The sequence below is a fragment of the Flavobacterium sp. PLA-DH12 genome (assembly GCF_059511845.1).
The window spans coordinates 25,693-42,957 of sequence record NZ_JCAMPD010000011.1 but is presented as its reverse complement, the minus strand read 5'-3'; the positions used below and the strand labels follow the sequence as shown (position 1 = coordinate 42,957).

At 33.2% G+C, this 17,265-nt stretch carries 13 protein-coding genes; all 13 read left to right on the top strand.

The window, feature by feature from the left end; genetic code table 11:
* Positions 1-22: 22 nt before the first annotated feature.
* On the top strand, positions 23-880 hold the full coding sequence (locus AC5ZCW_RS19065) for a prephenate dehydrogenase (protein WP_496121269.1): 858 nt from the start codon (positions 23-25) through the stop codon (positions 878-880).
* A 12-nt stretch (positions 881-892) separates the two neighbouring features.
* Positions 893-1,975: a bifunctional 3-deoxy-7-phosphoheptulonate synthase/chorismate mutase type II gene (locus AC5ZCW_RS19060; protein WP_281634009.1), complete on the top strand. Its 1,083-nt coding sequence runs from the start codon at positions 893-895 to the stop codon at positions 1,973-1,975.
* A 260-nt stretch (positions 1,976-2,235) separates the two neighbouring features.
* Positions 2,236-3,213, top strand: a complete 978-nt coding sequence (rsgA, locus tag AC5ZCW_RS19055) for a ribosome small subunit-dependent GTPase A (RefSeq protein ID WP_343545070.1) — start codon at positions 2,236-2,238, stop codon at positions 3,211-3,213.
* A 95-nt stretch (positions 3,214-3,308) separates the two neighbouring features.
* A complete protein-coding gene (gene dtd / locus AC5ZCW_RS19050) occupies positions 3,309-3,761 on the top strand; it encodes a D-aminoacyl-tRNA deacylase (RefSeq protein WP_496121267.1) in 453 nt (150 codons plus the stop codon).
* Positions 3,762-3,826: 65 nt separating this feature from the next.
* Positions 3,827-5,734: a DUF3858 domain-containing protein gene (locus AC5ZCW_RS19045; RefSeq protein ID WP_496121266.1), complete on the top strand. Its 1,908-nt coding sequence runs from the start codon at positions 3,827-3,829 to the stop codon at positions 5,732-5,734.
* A 33-nt stretch (positions 5,735-5,767) separates the two neighbouring features.
* The gene (locus tag AC5ZCW_RS19040) at positions 5,768-7,780 is read left to right on the top strand and encodes a DUF3858 domain-containing protein (RefSeq protein ID WP_496121265.1); all 2,013 of its coding nucleotides are present in this window, start codon (positions 5,768-5,770) and stop codon (positions 7,778-7,780) included.
* A gap of 3 nt (positions 7,781-7,783) precedes the next feature.
* The gene (locus AC5ZCW_RS19035) at positions 7,784-9,700 is read left to right on the top strand and encodes a transglutaminase family protein (RefSeq protein ID WP_496121264.1); all 1,917 of its coding nucleotides are present in this window, start codon (positions 7,784-7,786) and stop codon (positions 9,698-9,700) included.
* 7 nt (positions 9,701-9,707) lie between these two features.
* Positions 9,708-11,696: a DUF3858 domain-containing protein gene (locus AC5ZCW_RS19030; protein WP_496121263.1), complete on the top strand. Its 1,989-nt coding sequence runs from the start codon at positions 9,708-9,710 to the stop codon at positions 11,694-11,696.
* A 3-nt stretch (positions 11,697-11,699) separates the two neighbouring features.
* Positions 11,700-12,026 (top strand): nucleotide pyrophosphohydrolase, encoded by a 327-nt coding sequence (locus AC5ZCW_RS19025; RefSeq protein WP_012022600.1) that lies wholly within the window; start codon positions 11,700-11,702, stop codon positions 12,024-12,026.
* Positions 12,027-12,124: 98 nt separating this feature from the next.
* The gene (aroA, locus tag AC5ZCW_RS19020) at positions 12,125-13,354 is read left to right on the top strand and encodes a 3-phosphoshikimate 1-carboxyvinyltransferase (protein WP_496121262.1); all 1,230 of its coding nucleotides are present in this window, start codon (positions 12,125-12,127) and stop codon (positions 13,352-13,354) included.
* A gap of 393 nt (positions 13,355-13,747) precedes the next feature.
* On the top strand, positions 13,748-14,797 hold the full coding sequence (gene queA / locus AC5ZCW_RS19015; RefSeq protein WP_177211934.1) for a tRNA preQ1(34) S-adenosylmethionine ribosyltransferase-isomerase QueA: 1,050 nt from the start codon (positions 13,748-13,750) through the stop codon (positions 14,795-14,797).
* Between the two features lie 308 nt (positions 14,798-15,105).
* Entirely contained in the window at positions 15,106-16,380 is a 1,275-nt protein-coding gene (gene kynU, locus AC5ZCW_RS19010) for a kynureninase (RefSeq protein WP_281634000.1), read from the top strand.
* A gap of 413 nt (positions 16,381-16,793) precedes the next feature.
* Positions 16,794-17,222: a YMGG-like glycine zipper-containing protein gene (locus tag AC5ZCW_RS19005; protein ID WP_496121261.1), complete on the top strand. Its 429-nt coding sequence runs from the start codon at positions 16,794-16,796 to the stop codon at positions 17,220-17,222.
* Positions 17,223-17,265 lie beyond the last annotated feature (43 nt).

The following is a 17,265-nucleotide window of genomic DNA, read 5'->3' as shown; positions in this document are numbered from 1 at the left end:
AAATTTTGGAATTTAAAAAATTATGAAAGTATACGTAATAGGAATAGGATTAATTGGCGGTTCGATGGTGTTGGACATCAAAGATAAGCATCCGAATGCGACTATTTTCGGAATTGACAATAACGAAAAACATTTGCAGGAAGCGATTGATCTTGGAGTTATTGATGAAGCGGGAAGCTTCGAAGATTTACAAAAGGCAGATTTTGTAATCGTTTCGGTTCCGGTAGATGTTGCGCTGACAGTGTTGCCTAAAGTTCTGGATGCAGTTGGAGACAAAACAATTGTATTTGAAGTAGGATCGACCAAAAAGCCCATCTGTGATGTGGTGGCCAATCATCCGAAAAGGAGAAATTTTATTGCCACGCATCCAATTGCAGGAACAGAATTTTCTGGACCTTCGGCGGCGATAAAAGGTTTGTTTCAAGGAAAAACAAACATTATTTGTGAAGTGGAAAAAACCGCTTTCAAATTGCAGGAAAAAGCGTTGCAGCTTTTCAGCGAAATAGGAATGAGGATTCGATATATGGACCCAATTTCGCACGACAAACACATTGCTTACGTTTCGCATTTATCGCACATTAGTTCGTTTATGCTCGGAAAAACAGTAATGATAAAAGAAAAAGACGAGCAGGATATTTTTGATATGGCGGGAAGTGGATTCGAGAGTACCGTTCGTCTAGCAAAAAGTTCACCCGCAATGTGGACACCCATTTTTAAACAAAACAAAGAATACGTTCTGGAAACCTTAGAAGGTTATATTGCAAATTTGACTCAGTTTAGAGATTTGCTGGCAGACGACAATTACAACGCCATTTTTGAAGAAATGGAAAGTGTAAATAAAATTAGAGAAATATTAAACGGAATAACTATAAAAAAGTAAACTATAAAAACGATGGAAAATAAAAAAGAAATGAGAAAGTGGTTAGAAGATTTCAATTTAAATCACCCACTTGTGATAGCTGGACCTTGTAGTGCAGAAACTGAAGATCAGGTTTTAAAAATTGCTCACGAATTAAAAGATTCAAAAGTAAGCGTATTCAGAGCTGGAATCTGGAAGCCAAGAACTCGTCCAGGAGGATTTGAGGGTGTTGGAGAAATTGGATTAAAATGGTTGCAAAAAGCTAAAGCTGAAACTGGTTTATTAATGGGAACTGAAGTTGCAACTGCAGCTCACTGTAAACTGGCTTTAGAACACGATATCGACGTTTTATGGGTTGGTGCACGTACAACGGCAAACCCTTTCGCAGTTCAGGAAATTGCTGATACATTAAAAGGAACTGATAAAATTGTTTTGGTTAAAAACCCTGTAAACCCAGATTTAGCTTTATGGTTAGGTGGTGTTGAGCGTTTACACATGGCAGGTATCGAGAAATTAGGTGTTATTCACAGAGGTTTCTCTACTTACGAAAAAACAAAATACAGAAACATTCCAGAATGGCAGATTGCTATCGAATTGCAAAATAAATTCCCTGATTTGCCATTAATCATCGATCCATCTCACATTACTGGAGATCGTAAAATGATTTTCGAAGTGACTCAAGAGGCTTTAGACTTGAATTACGATGGTATGATTATCGAAACGCATATTGATCCAGATAATGCTTGGTCTGATGCTGCTCAGCAAGTAACTCCTGAGGCTTTGAAACAAATCATTAAAGATTTGACTATCAGAAAAACGGATGATACTACAGATGAGTACAGCCAAAAAATGAAAAAATTAAGAGCTAACATCGATGTTTTGGATGCTAACTTATTAGAATTGTTAGGAAAACGTATGAAAGTAGCTGACGAAATTGGTCAGGTGAAAAAAGATGCTAACGTTGCAATCCTTCAAAACAACCGTTGGAATGAAATCTTAGGGAAAATGATTTTAGAAGGTGAGAAAAAAGGTCTTACTGAAGAATTCGTTTTGAGAATGTTCAAAGCGATCCACCAAGAAAGTATTGGTCACCAAGAGAAAATTTTCAACGCATAATTTTGTCTTAAAGTATATAAGTGATATAAGTTGATTTAAGTTTGTTTCGCAACTAATGTTAAGTTTTCTTATAACACAATATTAAAAATAGATTGTTTTTTTTAAATCCCCATTGCTTTGAAAAAAGTGGTGGGGATTTTTGTTTTGCATAATATAGCATACGGTTTCAACTGTGAGTCATCTTTAAAATTATTCATTTATCTTTGCAAAAGATTTAGGTTTTAATCTAAAATCTAAAATCAGAAATCTAAAATAAAAGAATGACAGGAACCGTATACAAATCTACAGGAAGCTGGTATACCGTAAAATCTGAACAAGGAGATTTTGTGGAATGCCGTATGAAAGGGAAATTTAGAATTAAGGGCATAAAAAGTACCAATCCTATTGCTGTAGGCGATATTGTCGATTATGAATTAGATGAAACTTCGGATGCCGTTACCGGTACGATTCATAATATTCATGAACGAAAAAACTATATCGTTCGTAAATCGGTTAATTTGTCCAAGCAGATTCATATTATTGCTTCCAATATCGATCAGGTTTTTTTATTGGTTACCATTGATAATCCGCCAACAACGACTAGCTTTATTGATCGTTTTTTGGTTACTGCCGAAGCATACGGAATTGAAGCTGTTCTAGTTTTTAATAAAATCGATACTTTAACAGAACAGACTTTAGATGATCAGCTTTATTTGCAACATATTTATCAGGAAATTGGATATAAATGTCTCCGAATTTCATCAACAGAAAATAAAGGTGTTGATAAGCTAAAAGAAATGATGATTGGAAAAGTTAGTATGTTTTCTGGACATTCGGGTGTTGGAAAATCAACTTTGGTAAATGCAATGGAACCTAGTCTTCATTTGAAGACCTCGGTAATTTCAGAACAAAGCAAACAAGGCCAGCATACTACAACTTTTGCCGAAATGTACGATTTGTCTTTTGATGCCCGAATTATTGATACTCCTGGAATTAAAGGTTTCGGAATCGTTGATATGGAGCCAACAGAAATCACCGATTATTTTCCAGAATTCTTTAAATTGAAAGATCAATGTAAGTTTAATAACTGTTTGCATAAAGAAGAACCACATTGTGCCATAAAAGCAGCTTTAGAAAAAGATGAAATTGCTTGGTCACGCTATAATAGTTACCTTAAAATCCTTGAAGGTGACGACGAACATTATCGTACCGATACTTATGGCGAAGATCGTGCTGCGAGTGATGAAACGAGAAAGTAAAATTAGTCGAAAGTCAAAAGTCAAAAGTCTTAAAGTTTTTTAGAAACGTGCTAGACTTTTGACTTTTGACTTTTGACTTTCAGACTTAAAAATAAATGAAAGTAGTAATTCAAAGGGTTTCCCAAGCGTCAGTAACAGTTGATTCTAAAATTGTTGCCGATATACAAAAAGGTTTATTAATTTTAGTCGGAATAGAAGAAGCCGATACTCAGGAAGATATTGATTGGCTTGCTGGAAAAATCATTAAAATGAGAATTTTTGGAGACGAAAATGATGTTATGAACTGCTCGGTGCAAGATGTTGACGGAGATATAATCGTTGTCAGTCAATTTACGCTTCACGCATCCACTAAAAAAGGAAATCGTCCTTCTTACATAAAAGCAGCAAAACCAGATTTTGCAATTCCAATGTATGAAAACTTTGTTCAAGTGATTGAAAAAGAATTTGGTAAGAAAGTCCAAACTGGAATTTTTGGTGCCGATATGAAAGTTAGTCTTCTAAATGACGGTCCAGTTACTATTGTAATAGACAGCAAAAATAGGGAATAAAAATATTATTAAACATTTGTTAAGGATTTCTGAAAATACTATATATTTGACGAAAATACCTACTAATGAAAAACCTTTTTTGCGCATTATTTTTATTATTATATACTGCGAATTCTTCTGCTCAAAAGAACATTTATCCAATATTTTCTATTCCTGATAGTTTAACACAAAATGCCAACGCTGTTCTTCGTTTAGACCAGATGGATATTGTCATTGCTTCACAAAGAAGCATGAACATTAAAACTCAAAGGGTCGTTTCTGTTTTAAATGAAAAAGGATTGAATCACATTGACGCTTTTAGTCATTATGATAAAACAAAGTCAATAAAAAATATTGAAGCAATCGTTTATGATGCTTTAGGAAATGAGATAAAGAAAATCAAAAGAAAAGATTTTAGAGATCAAAGCGCAGTAAGCGGAAGCACTCTTTTTTCAGATAATCGAGTAGCTTATTTAGATTATACTCCAATTTCATATCCTTTTACAATTGCTTTTACATGCGAAACTGAAACGTCAAATACAGCATTTATTCCGCAATGGTATTTTATCGGTAATTACTACGAAAGTGTGGAAAAATGTATCTTGAATGTTACTTTTCCAAAAGGATTGGGATTTAAGAAAAAAGAGTTCCGATTTGATAATTTCAATATAAAAAAAACAGCCGATACCGACACCAATTTAAGTTATTTAGCAACAAATATAGTTGCTCAAAAACAAGAAGATCTTAGTCCTTCTCCGTCAGATCTTTTTCCTAAGGTTATGATGGGATTAGAAAACTTCCACTTGGAAGGAGTTGATGGAAATGCTACTACTTGGGAAGCATTTGGCAAATGGTATGATGATAAAATCTTAACTGGAACTACAGTTTTAACTGAAGAAACCAAAGCCAAAATTAAAGCTCTTGTTGGTGATGAAAAAGATCCTATAAAGAAAGCTAAAATCATTTATGATTATGTCCAGAAAAAATCCCGATATGTAAACATTGCAGTTGGTATTGGTGGTTGGAAACCTATGCTTGCAACTGATGTTGATCGTCTAGGATATGGAGATTGTAAAGCATTGTCTAATTATACAAAAGCACTTTTACAGGCTGTAGATGTTCCTTCGTATAACACTATTTTATACGGAGATCGCTATAAATCCGATATCCAGTCTGATTTTGTTTCGATGCAGGGAAACCACATGATTCTGGCGATTCCGAATAAAGATAATTACATCTGGCTAGAATGTACAAGCCAAGATGATCCTTTTGGTTACCAAGGAATTTTTACAGACGATCGTGATGTTTTGGTGGTAAAACCAGAAGGAGGAGAAATTGTTCGTACCAAAATTTACGATGACAAAGGAAACATTCAAGACGGTAAAGGAACGTATACAATTGATGGAACTGGGAATTTTTCAGGAACGTTAAAAATAGTATCCCAAGGAAGCCAATACGCACTTAAATCTCGAGTAGAAAACATGCAGCCAAATGAAAAAGAGGAGCATTATAAAGACTATTGGGAGAATATCAATAACTTGAAATTGGGTAAGATTACTTTTAGCAACGATAAAGAGAATATTCGTTTTACTGAGGATGTTCAGTTAAGTGCAACAAATTATGGAACGCTGACGGGTAATAAAATGATTTTTGTTGTTGATGCCTTTAATCAGAATACAGGGAATATAAAACGGGTTCGAAATCGTAAAAATCCATTTCAAATTCAGCGTGGCTATTTGGATACCGATGAAATAGAGATTAATCTTCCGGAAGGATACAGTATCGAATTTCTTCCGTCAAATTATGAGCTAAAAGGAAAATTTGGTGAATACAAGACTGAGATTATTAAAAAAGACAACAACAAATTAACGTATAAAAGATCTATGTTCCTTAACAAAGGAAAATATTCAAATAAAGAATATGATGAATACCGTTTGTTTATGGAACAAGTTTCTAGAAACGATAATGCTAAGATTATATTAACCAAGAACTAACTATTTTAAACCAAAACCAACCAAAAATTACCAATGAAAATTATTAAACTATTTAGCCTTTGTGCGATTTTATTACTTGGTCCAAAAATAATTTCGCAAGAATTTAAACTCGGAAAAGTGTCTGTTGCAGAACTTGAACAGAAAGTACATCCAAAAGATACTTCGGCTGTAGCGGCAATCCTTTATAAAAAAGGTGTTTCTAGAATGGAGTATGATCAAAATGATGGTTTTTACATGATGACCGATGTAGAAACGCGTATTAAAATTTATAAAAAAGAAGGTTACGAATGGGCTAATCAGCAAGTTTGGTACTATAATACGAATAACTTAAAAGAACGCGTATTTTTTGCAGATGCAGTAACTTATAATTTAGTTAATGGCAAAATTGAAAAAACTAAATTAAAAAGCGACGGAACTTTTGATGAAGTTATTTCTAAATACAGAGGGCAAAAGAAAATCGCAATGCCAAATGTAAAGGAAGGCTCGGTAATAGAATTTCGCTATACGATCAAATGTCCAAATGCCGGTATTATTCGTGATTGGGATTTTCAAACCTCAATTCCTGTAAATTATTCAGAGTTAAAAGTAGCTTATCCAGAATATTATGTCTTTAAACCAAGACAGAAAGGGTATATATTTCCAAAAGCAACAACATTAAAAAACTCAAGATCGATAACAATCAACGGAAAAGAAAGAGGCGGAGGGCGCGTATCTCAAACGGAATTTTATTCTGATAAAATAGACTATTTAGAAACAGAAATTACCTACGTGGCTCAAGACTTTCCTGCTTTAAAAGAAGAAAGTTTTGTAAATAATATCGATAATTATACTTCTAGTATTCAGCATGAACTGTCATTGACACATTTTCCGAATAGTCCAATGAAAGAATATTCGACAGATTGGAATTCTGTGGTGAAAACGATTTATGAATATGAAGATTTTGGTCCTGAATTAAATAAAACGGGTTATTTTGAAGAGGATTTAAAAAAAATACTTACAGGAATTAGCACCCCTGAGGAAAAAATTGCAGTGATATTAAATCATGTAAAATCAAACGTAAAATGGAATAGTTATGTTGGTTATGGCTGTGATAATGGAGTTAAGAAAGCATACAAAGAAAGAACAGGTAATATTGCAGATATAAACTTAATGTTAACGGCAATGCTTCGTTATTCGGGTTTAACTGCCAATCCAGTTTTAGTAAGTACGCGATCAAATGGTATTGCTTTGTTTCCTAATAGAACAGCATTCAATTATGTAATTGCTGCGGTTGAAACACCAAATGGATATATTTTACTAGATGCATCAGAAAAATTTTCGGTTCCAAATATTTTACCGCTAAGAGTTTTAAATTGGTCAGGAAGATTGATTAGAAAAGACGGCTCGTCAGAAGAAATTAATTTAATGCCAGAAAAGACATCAGCTGATAATGTTTTTCTAACTTATAGTATCGATAATACTGGAATGATTACAGGGAAAACAAGAAGACAATCCATGGATTATAATGCAATGATTACCCGAAGTAATATTGAAAGTTTAAAAGAAGAAGAATATTTAGAGAAGCTAGAAAACCAAAATAATAAAATAGAAATTAGTGACTACTCTAGAACTAATGAAAAAGATATACTTCTTCCTATTATAGAAACTTATTCTTTTAAAGGAAATAATTTATGCGAACTAATTGGTGATAAAATATATGTAAGTCCGATGTTGTTTTTCACCAACGATAAAAACCCTTTTAAACAAGAAACGCGAGAATATCCAGTTGATTTTAGCTATCCTTTTGCAGATAAGTATAATATTACGATTAAAATCCCAGAAGGTTTTGCAGTAGAAACATTGCCAGCTCCAGCTGTTGTATCTATGGAAGATAATCTTGGGGCTTTTAAATTTAATATTATAGCCAATGGAGATACTTTACAATTGGCTATCTTACATCAGATAAATGAGGCTATTGTTTCTGCCGAAAAGTACGAAATGCTAAAGGAATATTATAAAACAATGATAGCCAAAGAAACAGAAAAAATCGTTTTAAAACGTATTTAGATTATGGTGAGGCTCTTAATTTCGATTCTTTTGTTTTGTGCATTTCTAAAAGGCAATGCACAAAATAACTCTTTGGGAAATGTTACAATAGCACAGCTGGAAGAAAAAAAATATCCTAAAGATTCTGCTTCTGTTGCTGCTGTTTTGTATAGCAATGTTACTATAGATCTTCATATGAATGGAAATTCTCAAAAGACTACCGCAAAAAAAATTAAAATTTATAAGGGAGAAGGATATAATCTGTCAAATATCCAGATTTATTTCGCAGCTGGAAAAACAAATTATGTAAATATTGTCAGTGCATTTACCTACAATTTAGTAGACGGAAAGATTGTAAAGACAAAATTAAAGCCTGAAAACGAATTTGTTGAAAAAACCAATAATAATTACTGGATAAAAAAAATAGCTTTTCCAGAAGTAAAAGAAGGTTCTATTATTGAATATCAGTATACAGAAGAAGGAGGATTTTTAAGTACTTATAATTTCAATTTTCAAGAAAACATTCCAGTTAATTATTCTGAATTTAAAACAATTTTCCCAGATGCCTTTGTATTTAAAAGAAATCTTAAAGGTTTTTTTCCTCCTAAAATAAATTCAAAAATTGCAAATACTTATAATTATGTCGCTACAGAAACAAGCTACGTTTTTCAAAATCTCCCAGCAATTAGAGAAGAAGCTTATGTAAATAATATTGATAATTATAGAACAGGGATTTCTTTTGAGTTAGAAAGGATTGCCGTTCCTGGACAGTTGTCTAAAACATTTTCATCAGATTGGACAAGTGTTGCTAAAACTATTTATGATTTCGATTCTTTTGGGCAGGAATTAAACAAATCAGGGTATTTTGAAGATGATCTTAAAATAGTATTGGAAGGAAAGACGACCGTTACCGCCAAAATTGCAGCGATTTTAGAATATGTGAAATCAAACGTAAAATGGAATAATCATACGGGATATTCATGCGAAAAAGGTGTCCGAAAAGCATACAAAGAAAAAACAGGAAATTGCGCAGATGTTAATTTGATGCTCACAGCAATGCTTAGAAGTGCTGGACTTACCGCAAATCCTGTTTTGATTAGTACGCGTTCCAACGGAATTGCTTTTTTTCCTAATTTGACTGCTTTTAATTATGTAATTGCAGCTGTTGAGACAGGAGGTGAAATGATATTACTCGATGCAACAGATCCGTTTTCAGCTCCAAATGTACTTCCTTTGAGAGATTTAAATTGGTTAGGAAGATTAATTCGTAAAAATGGAACCTCAGAAAGCATTGATTTAGTCCCTAAAAAATTTGCAGTTGATAATATTTCGATTGATTATACAATTGAATCTGGAGATAGAATAAATGGAAAAGTAAGACGTCAGTATACCGAACACAAAGGAATGGAGTCTAGAAATAATTTTGAAAACGTTAAAGAAGATGTTTATATCGACGATCTTGAAAACAAATACGGTAAAATCGAAATAACCGAATACAGTCGTTTAAATCAAAAAGATATCTTATTGCCTGCTGTAGAAAGTTTTTCATTTGCTAGTACCAATTTGTGTGAGTTAATTGGAGATAAAATATATATTAAACCACTGCTTTTTTTTACCAATACAGAAAACCCTTTTAAACAGGAAACAAGAGAATATCCTGTAGATTTTGGATTCCCTTTTGTAGAAAAATACACTATTAGTATAAGAATTCCCGAGGGATTTGCTTTAGAAACAGTTCCTCTTGCAGGCGTATTGTCAATGGAGGGAGGCCTTGGAGTTTTTAGATATAATATTGCGGTTAAGGATAATATGCTGCAGTTGTTAGTATCAAACCAAATTAATTCTCCTATAGTATCTAGAGAACAATATGGAGTTCTTAAAGATTACTATAAAGAAATGATTGCAAAACAGACTGAAAAAATAGTTTTAAAACGTATCTAAAAATAGTATGCCAAGATTTCTCCTAATTTGTATCGCCTTTTTTTGGAGTACAATAACCATTCAAGCTCAAAATTATGAATTGGGCAAAGTAACGATTGCAGAATTAAATGAGAAAGTCCATCCTAAAGACAGCAGCGCACCCGCTGCTATCTTGTTTAAAAAAGGAAGGACTTATTTTGGCTACAACAAAGATGTTGGATTTTATGCCAATCATGTCTGCGAGGTAAAAATTAAAATTTATAAGAAAGAAGGTTTAAGTTGGGCCGATCAGAAAGTGCGTTTTTATATTGGTTATGAAAAGTTAAACGAGGATCGTTTAGAATTTTCGGAAGCAATGACATATAATTTAGAAAACGGAAATATTGTAAAAACAAAACTAAATAATCAGGGAGAATTTAAAACTAAGATTAATAAGTATTGGAAAGAAAAAACGATCACTCTGCCAAATGTGAAAGAGGGCTCTATTATTGAATACAAATATGTTTTACGATCCGAAAACCTTATAAAATTTCCAGATTTCGATATTCAGTTTGATATTCCTGTTAACTATTTTTATTATAAAACACAGATTCCAGAGTTTTATATCTATAAACCGCTTTTAATCGGAGGAATTCCGCTAGAAACGGAATCTAAATTTACAAATGCCAGTCAGAACTTTGATAACGCTTATAATCAGACAAACTCATTTAGCTATAAACAAATTGAAACTTTTTATACAGGAAAAGACGTTCCGGCATTAAAAGAAGAACCATACATCAATAACCTCGAAAATTATCGCGGAAGCATTCAGCAGGAACTTGAAAGGGTTCGTCTTCCTGATCAGCCTGTTAAAGATTACAGTTTAACTTGGGAAGGTGTTGCCAAAACTATTTTTAAAGACGAAAGTTTTGGTAAGCAGCTTAATGAAATTACATTATTTACAGATGATTTAAATAAATTATTGTCTAACGTAGAAGATAAAAATGAAAGATTAAACCTGATTTTTACTTACGTTAAAAATCGAATGAACTGGAATGAAATTAATAGTTGTTATACAGAAAAAGGCGTCGCAAAAGCTTATAAAGAACAAACAGGAAATGTTGCGGAAATCAATTTTATTCTGATAAATATGCTTCGCGCGGCTGGTATAGAAGCAAATCCGGTTTTAGTAAGTACAATCCAGAACGGACTTCCGGTTTATCCCACAAGAACAGGATTCAATTACGTTATAGCGGCAGCCGAAATTGACGGGAAAAGAATTCTTTTGGATGCATCTCGTAAGCTTACAGCTCCTAACATTTTACCATTAAATGTTTTAAATTGGAAGGGAAGATTAATTATGAAAGATGGAAATTCTCAAGAAATTGAATTAGATCCGGCAATACAGTCAAAAGAAATTTACAGCCTTATAGTCAAAATTGATCCTGATGGAAAAATGAATGGCCAAGGCAGAGTGCAGCGAACAGAATATGATGCATACAGTTTCAGAGAAGAAAACAAAGCCAAAACGGAAGACGCTTATCTTGAAAAATTTGAAAATAATTTAGGAGGTTTGAATATTTCAAATTATAAAATAGAAAATCAGAAATCAAATTTAGATCAGTCTGTTATTGAAACTTTTTCTTTTGCTTCAGGCAGTCGATCAGATATTATCCAAGGTAAGGTTTTTGTCAATCCATTGTTATTTTTTACCCGAAGCAAAAACCCTTTCAATCAGGAAAGAAGACAAATGCCTATTTATTTCGGATATAAAAACATGGAAAAGTATAATTTTAATATTCAGATTCCAGAAGGATATGTTGTCGAATCTATGCCAAAACCAGTAAAGATAACCTCAGAAGACAAACAGATGTCTTTTATCTTAAATTTTTCAGTTACTGAAAACAAAATTCAAATTGTAAGTCAAAAAGAAATCAACAATAGTATTTTTGCAGCTGAGGAGTACGGAATGATAAAAGAGTTTTTTCAGAAAATGATCGTAAGCCAAAATGAAAAAATAATTCTTAAAAAAATATAGAAGATGGATTTGAAAAATGCACAGCTGGATGTTGATACTTGGATAAAAGAACATGGAGTTCGTTACTTTAACGAATTGACTAATATGGCACAGCTAACCGAAGAAGTTGGAGAGGTTGCCAGAATTATTGCACGCCGCTATGGCGAACAATCTGAAAAAGAAAGCGACAAAAACAAAGATTTAGGAGAAGAATTAGCAGATGTTGTTTTTGTTGTGCTGTGTTTGGCAAATCAGACAGGAATAGATTTACAAGCGGCTTTTGATAAAAAAATGGACTTAAAATCGGTTAGAGATAAAGATCGTCACAAAAACAACGATAAATTGAAATAATTGTGAAATTTCAGTGTGAATTTTGATTTACGAGCGAGGAGTGGTAAATTGCGCGCTTGGATTATGTTACTCATAATTTGCAACTCATAACTAATATCATGAATTTAAAATTAACGACGAATTCACCATTCACCATTGATGATTCGCAACTAAATATCACCGGTTCTAAAAGTGAAACGAACCGTTTATTGTTATTAAAAGCATTATTTCCAAATATTACTTTAGCCAATACTTCAAATTCAGACGACAGCGAAGTAATGCAGAAAGCTTTAGCAGGAAATGACGAAATTGTAGATATTCATCATGCTGGAACTGCAATGCGTTTTCTTACTGCTTATTTTTCGGTTAACGAAGGTAGAGAAGTAGTTTTAACAGGTTCTAGTAGAATGCAGGAACGCCCAATCAAAATTTTAGTAGACACTTTAAGACAATTGGGAGTTGAGATTTCTTATGAAAGGGAAGAAGGATATCCGCCAATACGAATTAAAGGAAAAAAAGTTACGGCTTCAAAAGTAAACTTGGCAGCAAATGTGAGCAGCCAATATATTTCGGCTCTTTTATTAGTGGCTTCAAAATTAGATAATGGTTTAGAGCTTACTTTAGAAGGAGAAATTACTTCAATTCCGTACATCAAAATGACTTTGGCTTTGCTAAATGATTTAGATATTAAAACAAGTTTTGAAGGAAACGTGATCAAAGTTTATCCGAAAGAAACTGTTGAATCAAAAGAAATGGTTGTAGAATCTGACTGGAGTTCGGCTTCTTATTTCTTTAGTCTTGTAGCTTTGGCAGATGCCGCAAAAATAACCTTAAGCAGTTACAAAGAAAACAGCCTTCAAGGAGATTCAGAATTAGTTTCTCTTTATGAAAAAATGGGAGTGAAAACTACTTTCCAAAACAACAAAATGACTTTGGAGAAAGTGGAAGGGTTTAATTATCAAGATGTAAATTTTGAATTAAACAATACGCCAGATATTGCTCAGACAATCGTAGTAACTTGTTTAGGTTTAGGAATTGGATGCCATTTAACAGGTCTTCATACTTTAAAAATTAAAGAAACAGACCGACTAGAAGCTTTGAAAATTGAACTTACTAAATTAGGAGCAAATATTTCTGTTACAAACGACAGTTTAACTTTAGTAAAGTCTGATAATATAAAACACGATATTCATATTGCAACTTATAATGATCATAGAATGGCAATGGCATTTGCGCCTTTGGCAATAAAAGTTCCAATTATTATTGATGATGCCGAAGTAGTTTCTAAATCATACCCAGATTTTTGGAACGATTTAAAAGCCTTGAACTTTCAAATCTCAGAATTGTAGTTTTTGAACCATATAAGAGATATAAGTTCATTTAAATTAAAAACATAGCCTCTGGTTTTAACCAGAGGTTTTTTTATGGTTGAATTTTAGATATTTTTTTGTAATTGATTTGCCTTCAGTTTTAGCTCAAGGTTTTATAGATGTTTTTTTGGCTTTAGCCAAATTATAGGTTTGCTTTAAATGAACTTATATTTCTAATATAGTTCAAAAAAGTTAAAATTGACTTAAAGAATAGCTTTTTAAGTCAATCTGAAAGTGCAGTAAATCAAGGGCTTTTGAAAATAAACATCAAAACACTTGACAACGCCTATCTCACAATCGTATATTTGCAACCGATTTAAATTTTTAGATAAACAAATCTAAAAGCTACACTCTAAAATCAACAACTCAAATATGAAATTATCACACTTCAATTTCAATTTACCGAAAGAACTTTTGGCTGAATTTCCAGCAGAAAACAGAGATGAATCTCGTTTAATGGTAATTGACCGTAAAAAAAACACTATCGAGCATAAAATGTTTAAAGATGTTATCAATTATTTTGATGACGGAGACGTTTTAATTCTTAACAATACAAAAGTTTTCCCTGCGCGTTTGTACGGAAACAAAGAAAAAACGGGAGCGAGAATTGAGGTTTTCTTATTAAGAGAATTAAATTCGGAGCAACGCCTTTGGGATGTTTTAGTTGATCCAGCTAGAAAAATCCGTATTGGTAACAAACTTTATTTTGGTGATGACGATTCGTTAGTTGCTGAGGTAATTGACAATACAACTTCTCGTGGTAGAACATTACGTTTCTTATACGATGGTTCTTATGAAGAATTCAGAAATAAATTGACAGAACTTGGAGAAACTCCAATTCCTAAATACATCAATAGAGAAGTAACTGCTGAAGATGCTGAAAGATACCAAACAATCTACGCAAAAGAAGAAGGAGCTGTAGCTGCACCAACTGCGGGTTTACACTTCTCAAAACACCTTTTGAAGAAATTAGAAATCAAAGGAGTAAATTTTGCTGAGGTAACTTTACACGTTGGTTTAGGAACTTTTAACCCAGTTGAGGTTGAAGATTTATCTAAACACAAAATGGACTCTGAGGAATTAATCATTACTCAAGAAGCTTGTGATATCGTTAACGAAGGAAAAGCAAAGAAAAAACGTATCTGTGCTGTAGGAACAACTTCTATGCGTGCAATTGAAAGTTCTGTTTCTTCTGCAAATACTTTGAACCCATACGAAGGTTGGACAAATAAATTTATTTTCCCTCCTCACGATTTCAGTATTGCAAACTGTATGATTACAAACTTCCACACACCAAAATCAACATTATTAATGATGATTTCTGCTTTCTGTGGACACGATTTAATGAAAAAAGCATACGACGAAGCGATTAAAGAAGGATATAAATTCTATTCTTACGGAGATGCGATGTTAATTCTTTAATTAGAATTTATATTATAGAGAAGACCCGACAAGTTTTATAACCTGTCGGGTTTTTTATTTGTTTCAAGTTTCAGGTTTCAAGTTTGACATTCGTTGAGAAATTTTAAACGCAAAGAGCGCAAAGTTTTCTTGCTCAGTATGTGTTTACCAGAAACAAAAGAACGCAAAGCTTTGCGAACTTAGCGTTTATAAACGTTAGCCTTGATAAAAAAAACTTTGCGAACTTTGCGTTAAAAAACACACAAAGCATATCAATCTGAAACAAAACAAACAATTTTTGTTATTTTAGCAGGCAAAACAAAAACACAATGACTTTTCAAAATACACGCGAATTTGCACGAGAGCTAGATTCGAAAGACGCATTAAATCATTATCAAGAGCAATTTATTTTTCCTAAAGTAAATGATAAACGAGTAATTTATTTTACAGGGAACTCTTTAGGATTACAACCAAAACGTACCAAAGCATACATTGATGAAGTAATGAACGATTGGGCAGAGCTAGCTGTCGAAGGTCATTTTTATGCTGAAAAACCTTGGTGGGATTATCAAGAAAGATTTGCTGAGCCATTGAGTAAAATTGTGGGTGCGCTTCCGTCTGAAGTTACGGTTATGAACACTTTAACAGTGAATCTTCATTTGCTGATGGTTTCTTTTTATCAGCCGACTAAAACACGCTATAAAATTATCTGCGAAGAGAAAGCTTTCCCGTCAGATCAATATATGTTTCAAAGTCAGGTGAATTTTCACGGATACAAACCTGAAGATGCAATTGTAGAAATAAAACGAAGAGAAGGAGAACATAATATTCGTCTGGAAGATGTTTTAGCCAAGATTGAAGAAGTTGGCGACGAACTGGCTTTGGTATTAATTGGAGGAGTAAATTATTATACTGGACAAGTTTTTGATATTAAAACCATTACAGCCGCAGGACAAAAAGCTGGAGCAAAAGTGGGTTGGGATTTGGCTCACGCTGCAGGAAATATCAAACTAGAACTTCACGATTGGAATGTAGATTTTGCCGCTTGGTGCAGTTATAAATATATGAATTCGGGTCCAGGAAATGCTTCGGGTTGTTTTGTTCACGAAAAGCATCATAATTCAGATTTGCCAAGATTTGCAGGATGGTGGGGACATAACAAAGAACGTCGCTTTAAAATGGAACCAAACTTTGATCCTGTTCATGGTGCAGATGGATGGCAGATTAGTAATCTTCCAGTTCTTTCTCTAGCACCATATTTAGCTTCAGTAGAAATGTTTGCTGAGGTTGGAATGGATGCTTTAATTAAAAAACGTGATCATATTACTTCTTATCTAGAGTTTATTCTTCATGAAATCGATAAAGAAGTAGAAAGTACGTTTGAAATTATCACACCTTCAAATCCAGAAGAAAGAGCTTCACAGTTATCTGTTTTTCTTCACGGTGAAGGAAGGGCATTATTTGATTATTTAATGAAAAACGGGGTAATTACAGATTGGCGTGAACCAAACGTAATTCGTCTGGCGCCTGTTCCTTTGTATTGTTCTTATGAAGATATGTACGATTTCGGGCAAATTTTGAAAAAAGGAATTTTAGGGAAGTAAGGATTTATTAATCTCGCAATCCCGATAGCTATCGGGAGCGAAGGCGCAAAGTTTTTTTGCCACAGATTAAAAGGATTAAAAAGATTTTTTAAATAGCCTCCAGCTTTAGCTAGGGGTATTAAAGATGAAGTTAAGGGGGCTTTAGCGAAACTAGTGCAGTTTGGCTAAAGCCTTTTTCTTTTGATCACTTTTTTTCATCCAGCTGAAGTTGGATGCTATTAAACTTAAATAATAAAACTTTGCGTCTTCGCTCCCGATAGCTATCGGGATTGCGAGATTAATTTCATTCAGCTTGAAAAATAAAACGCAGCGAGAAAATCTTCAAATCTTATAAACTTTCTAAGAAATTCTGTAATAATCATTATAGCAGATATTAAGAACTTTGTATGTATAATTTTTTAAAACTTACAATCATGAAAGGCTTATATATTTTATTGACCGTGATATTTTTAACTTCTTGCCAAAATCAGAGCAAAGTAGATATAAATAAAGCCAAGCAAGCCAGTATTGATTCAATGAAAGTTGAGATTAACAAACAGCGTGTTATCGATTCGATGAAGACTGAAATGGCGAAATTAAACGAGGAAAAGATCGAAGCTCAAAAAGAAAAAGTTGTTGTGGTGCATCAGCAAGACGCAACAACGACAGCTGCACCAGCTAAAAAGAAAGGTTGGAGCGCAACTGCTAAAGGAGCTGTAATTGGTGCTGGAGTAGGTGCTGCAACAGGAGCAATTGTCAGTAAGAAAAAAGGCGAAGGTGCCATTATTGGCGGTTTAGCGGGAGCAGCATTAGGAACTGGAACAGGAGCTGTTATTGATAGTAAAAATAAGAAGAAGGAATAATTATTCTATAAATAAAAACAAACCCCAAATTAAATTTTAATTT

Bases quoted from the DNA above. Each gene is read 5' to 3' on its own strand.
- AC5ZCW_RS19025 (WP_012022600.1), top strand. From the start codon at position 11,700: ATGGATTTGAAAAATGCACAGCTGGATGTTGATACTTGGATAAAAGAA.
- aroA (WP_496121262.1), top strand. From the start codon at position 12,125: ATGAATTTAAAATTAACGACGAATTCACCATTCACCATTGATGATTCG.
- AC5ZCW_RS19065 (WP_496121269.1), top strand. From the start codon at position 23: ATGAAAGTATACGTAATAGGAATAGGATTAATTGGCGGTTCGATGGTG.
- AC5ZCW_RS19040 (WP_496121265.1), top strand. From the start codon at position 5,768: ATGAAAATTATTAAACTATTTAGCCTTTGTGCGATTTTATTACTTGGT.
- AC5ZCW_RS19005 (WP_496121261.1), top strand. From the start codon at position 16,794: ATGAAAGGCTTATATATTTTATTGACCGTGATATTTTTAACTTCTTGC.
- AC5ZCW_RS19035 (WP_496121264.1), top strand. From the start codon at position 7,784: ATGGTGAGGCTCTTAATTTCGATTCTTTTGTTTTGTGCATTTCTAAAA.
- rsgA (WP_343545070.1), top strand. From the start codon at position 2,236: ATGACAGGAACCGTATACAAATCTACAGGAAGCTGGTATACCGTAAAA.
- AC5ZCW_RS19060 (WP_281634009.1), top strand. From the start codon at position 893: ATGGAAAATAAAAAAGAAATGAGAAAGTGGTTAGAAGATTTCAATTTA.
- kynU (WP_281634000.1), top strand. From the start codon at position 15,106: ATGACTTTTCAAAATACACGCGAATTTGCACGAGAGCTAGATTCGAAA.
- AC5ZCW_RS19045 (WP_496121266.1), top strand. From the start codon at position 3,827: ATGAAAAACCTTTTTTGCGCATTATTTTTATTATTATATACTGCGAAT.
- queA (WP_177211934.1), top strand. From the start codon at position 13,748: ATGAAATTATCACACTTCAATTTCAATTTACCGAAAGAACTTTTGGCT.
- dtd (WP_496121267.1), top strand. From the start codon at position 3,309: ATGAAAGTAGTAATTCAAAGGGTTTCCCAAGCGTCAGTAACAGTTGAT.
- AC5ZCW_RS19030 (WP_496121263.1), top strand. From the start codon at position 9,708: ATGCCAAGATTTCTCCTAATTTGTATCGCCTTTTTTTGGAGTACAATA.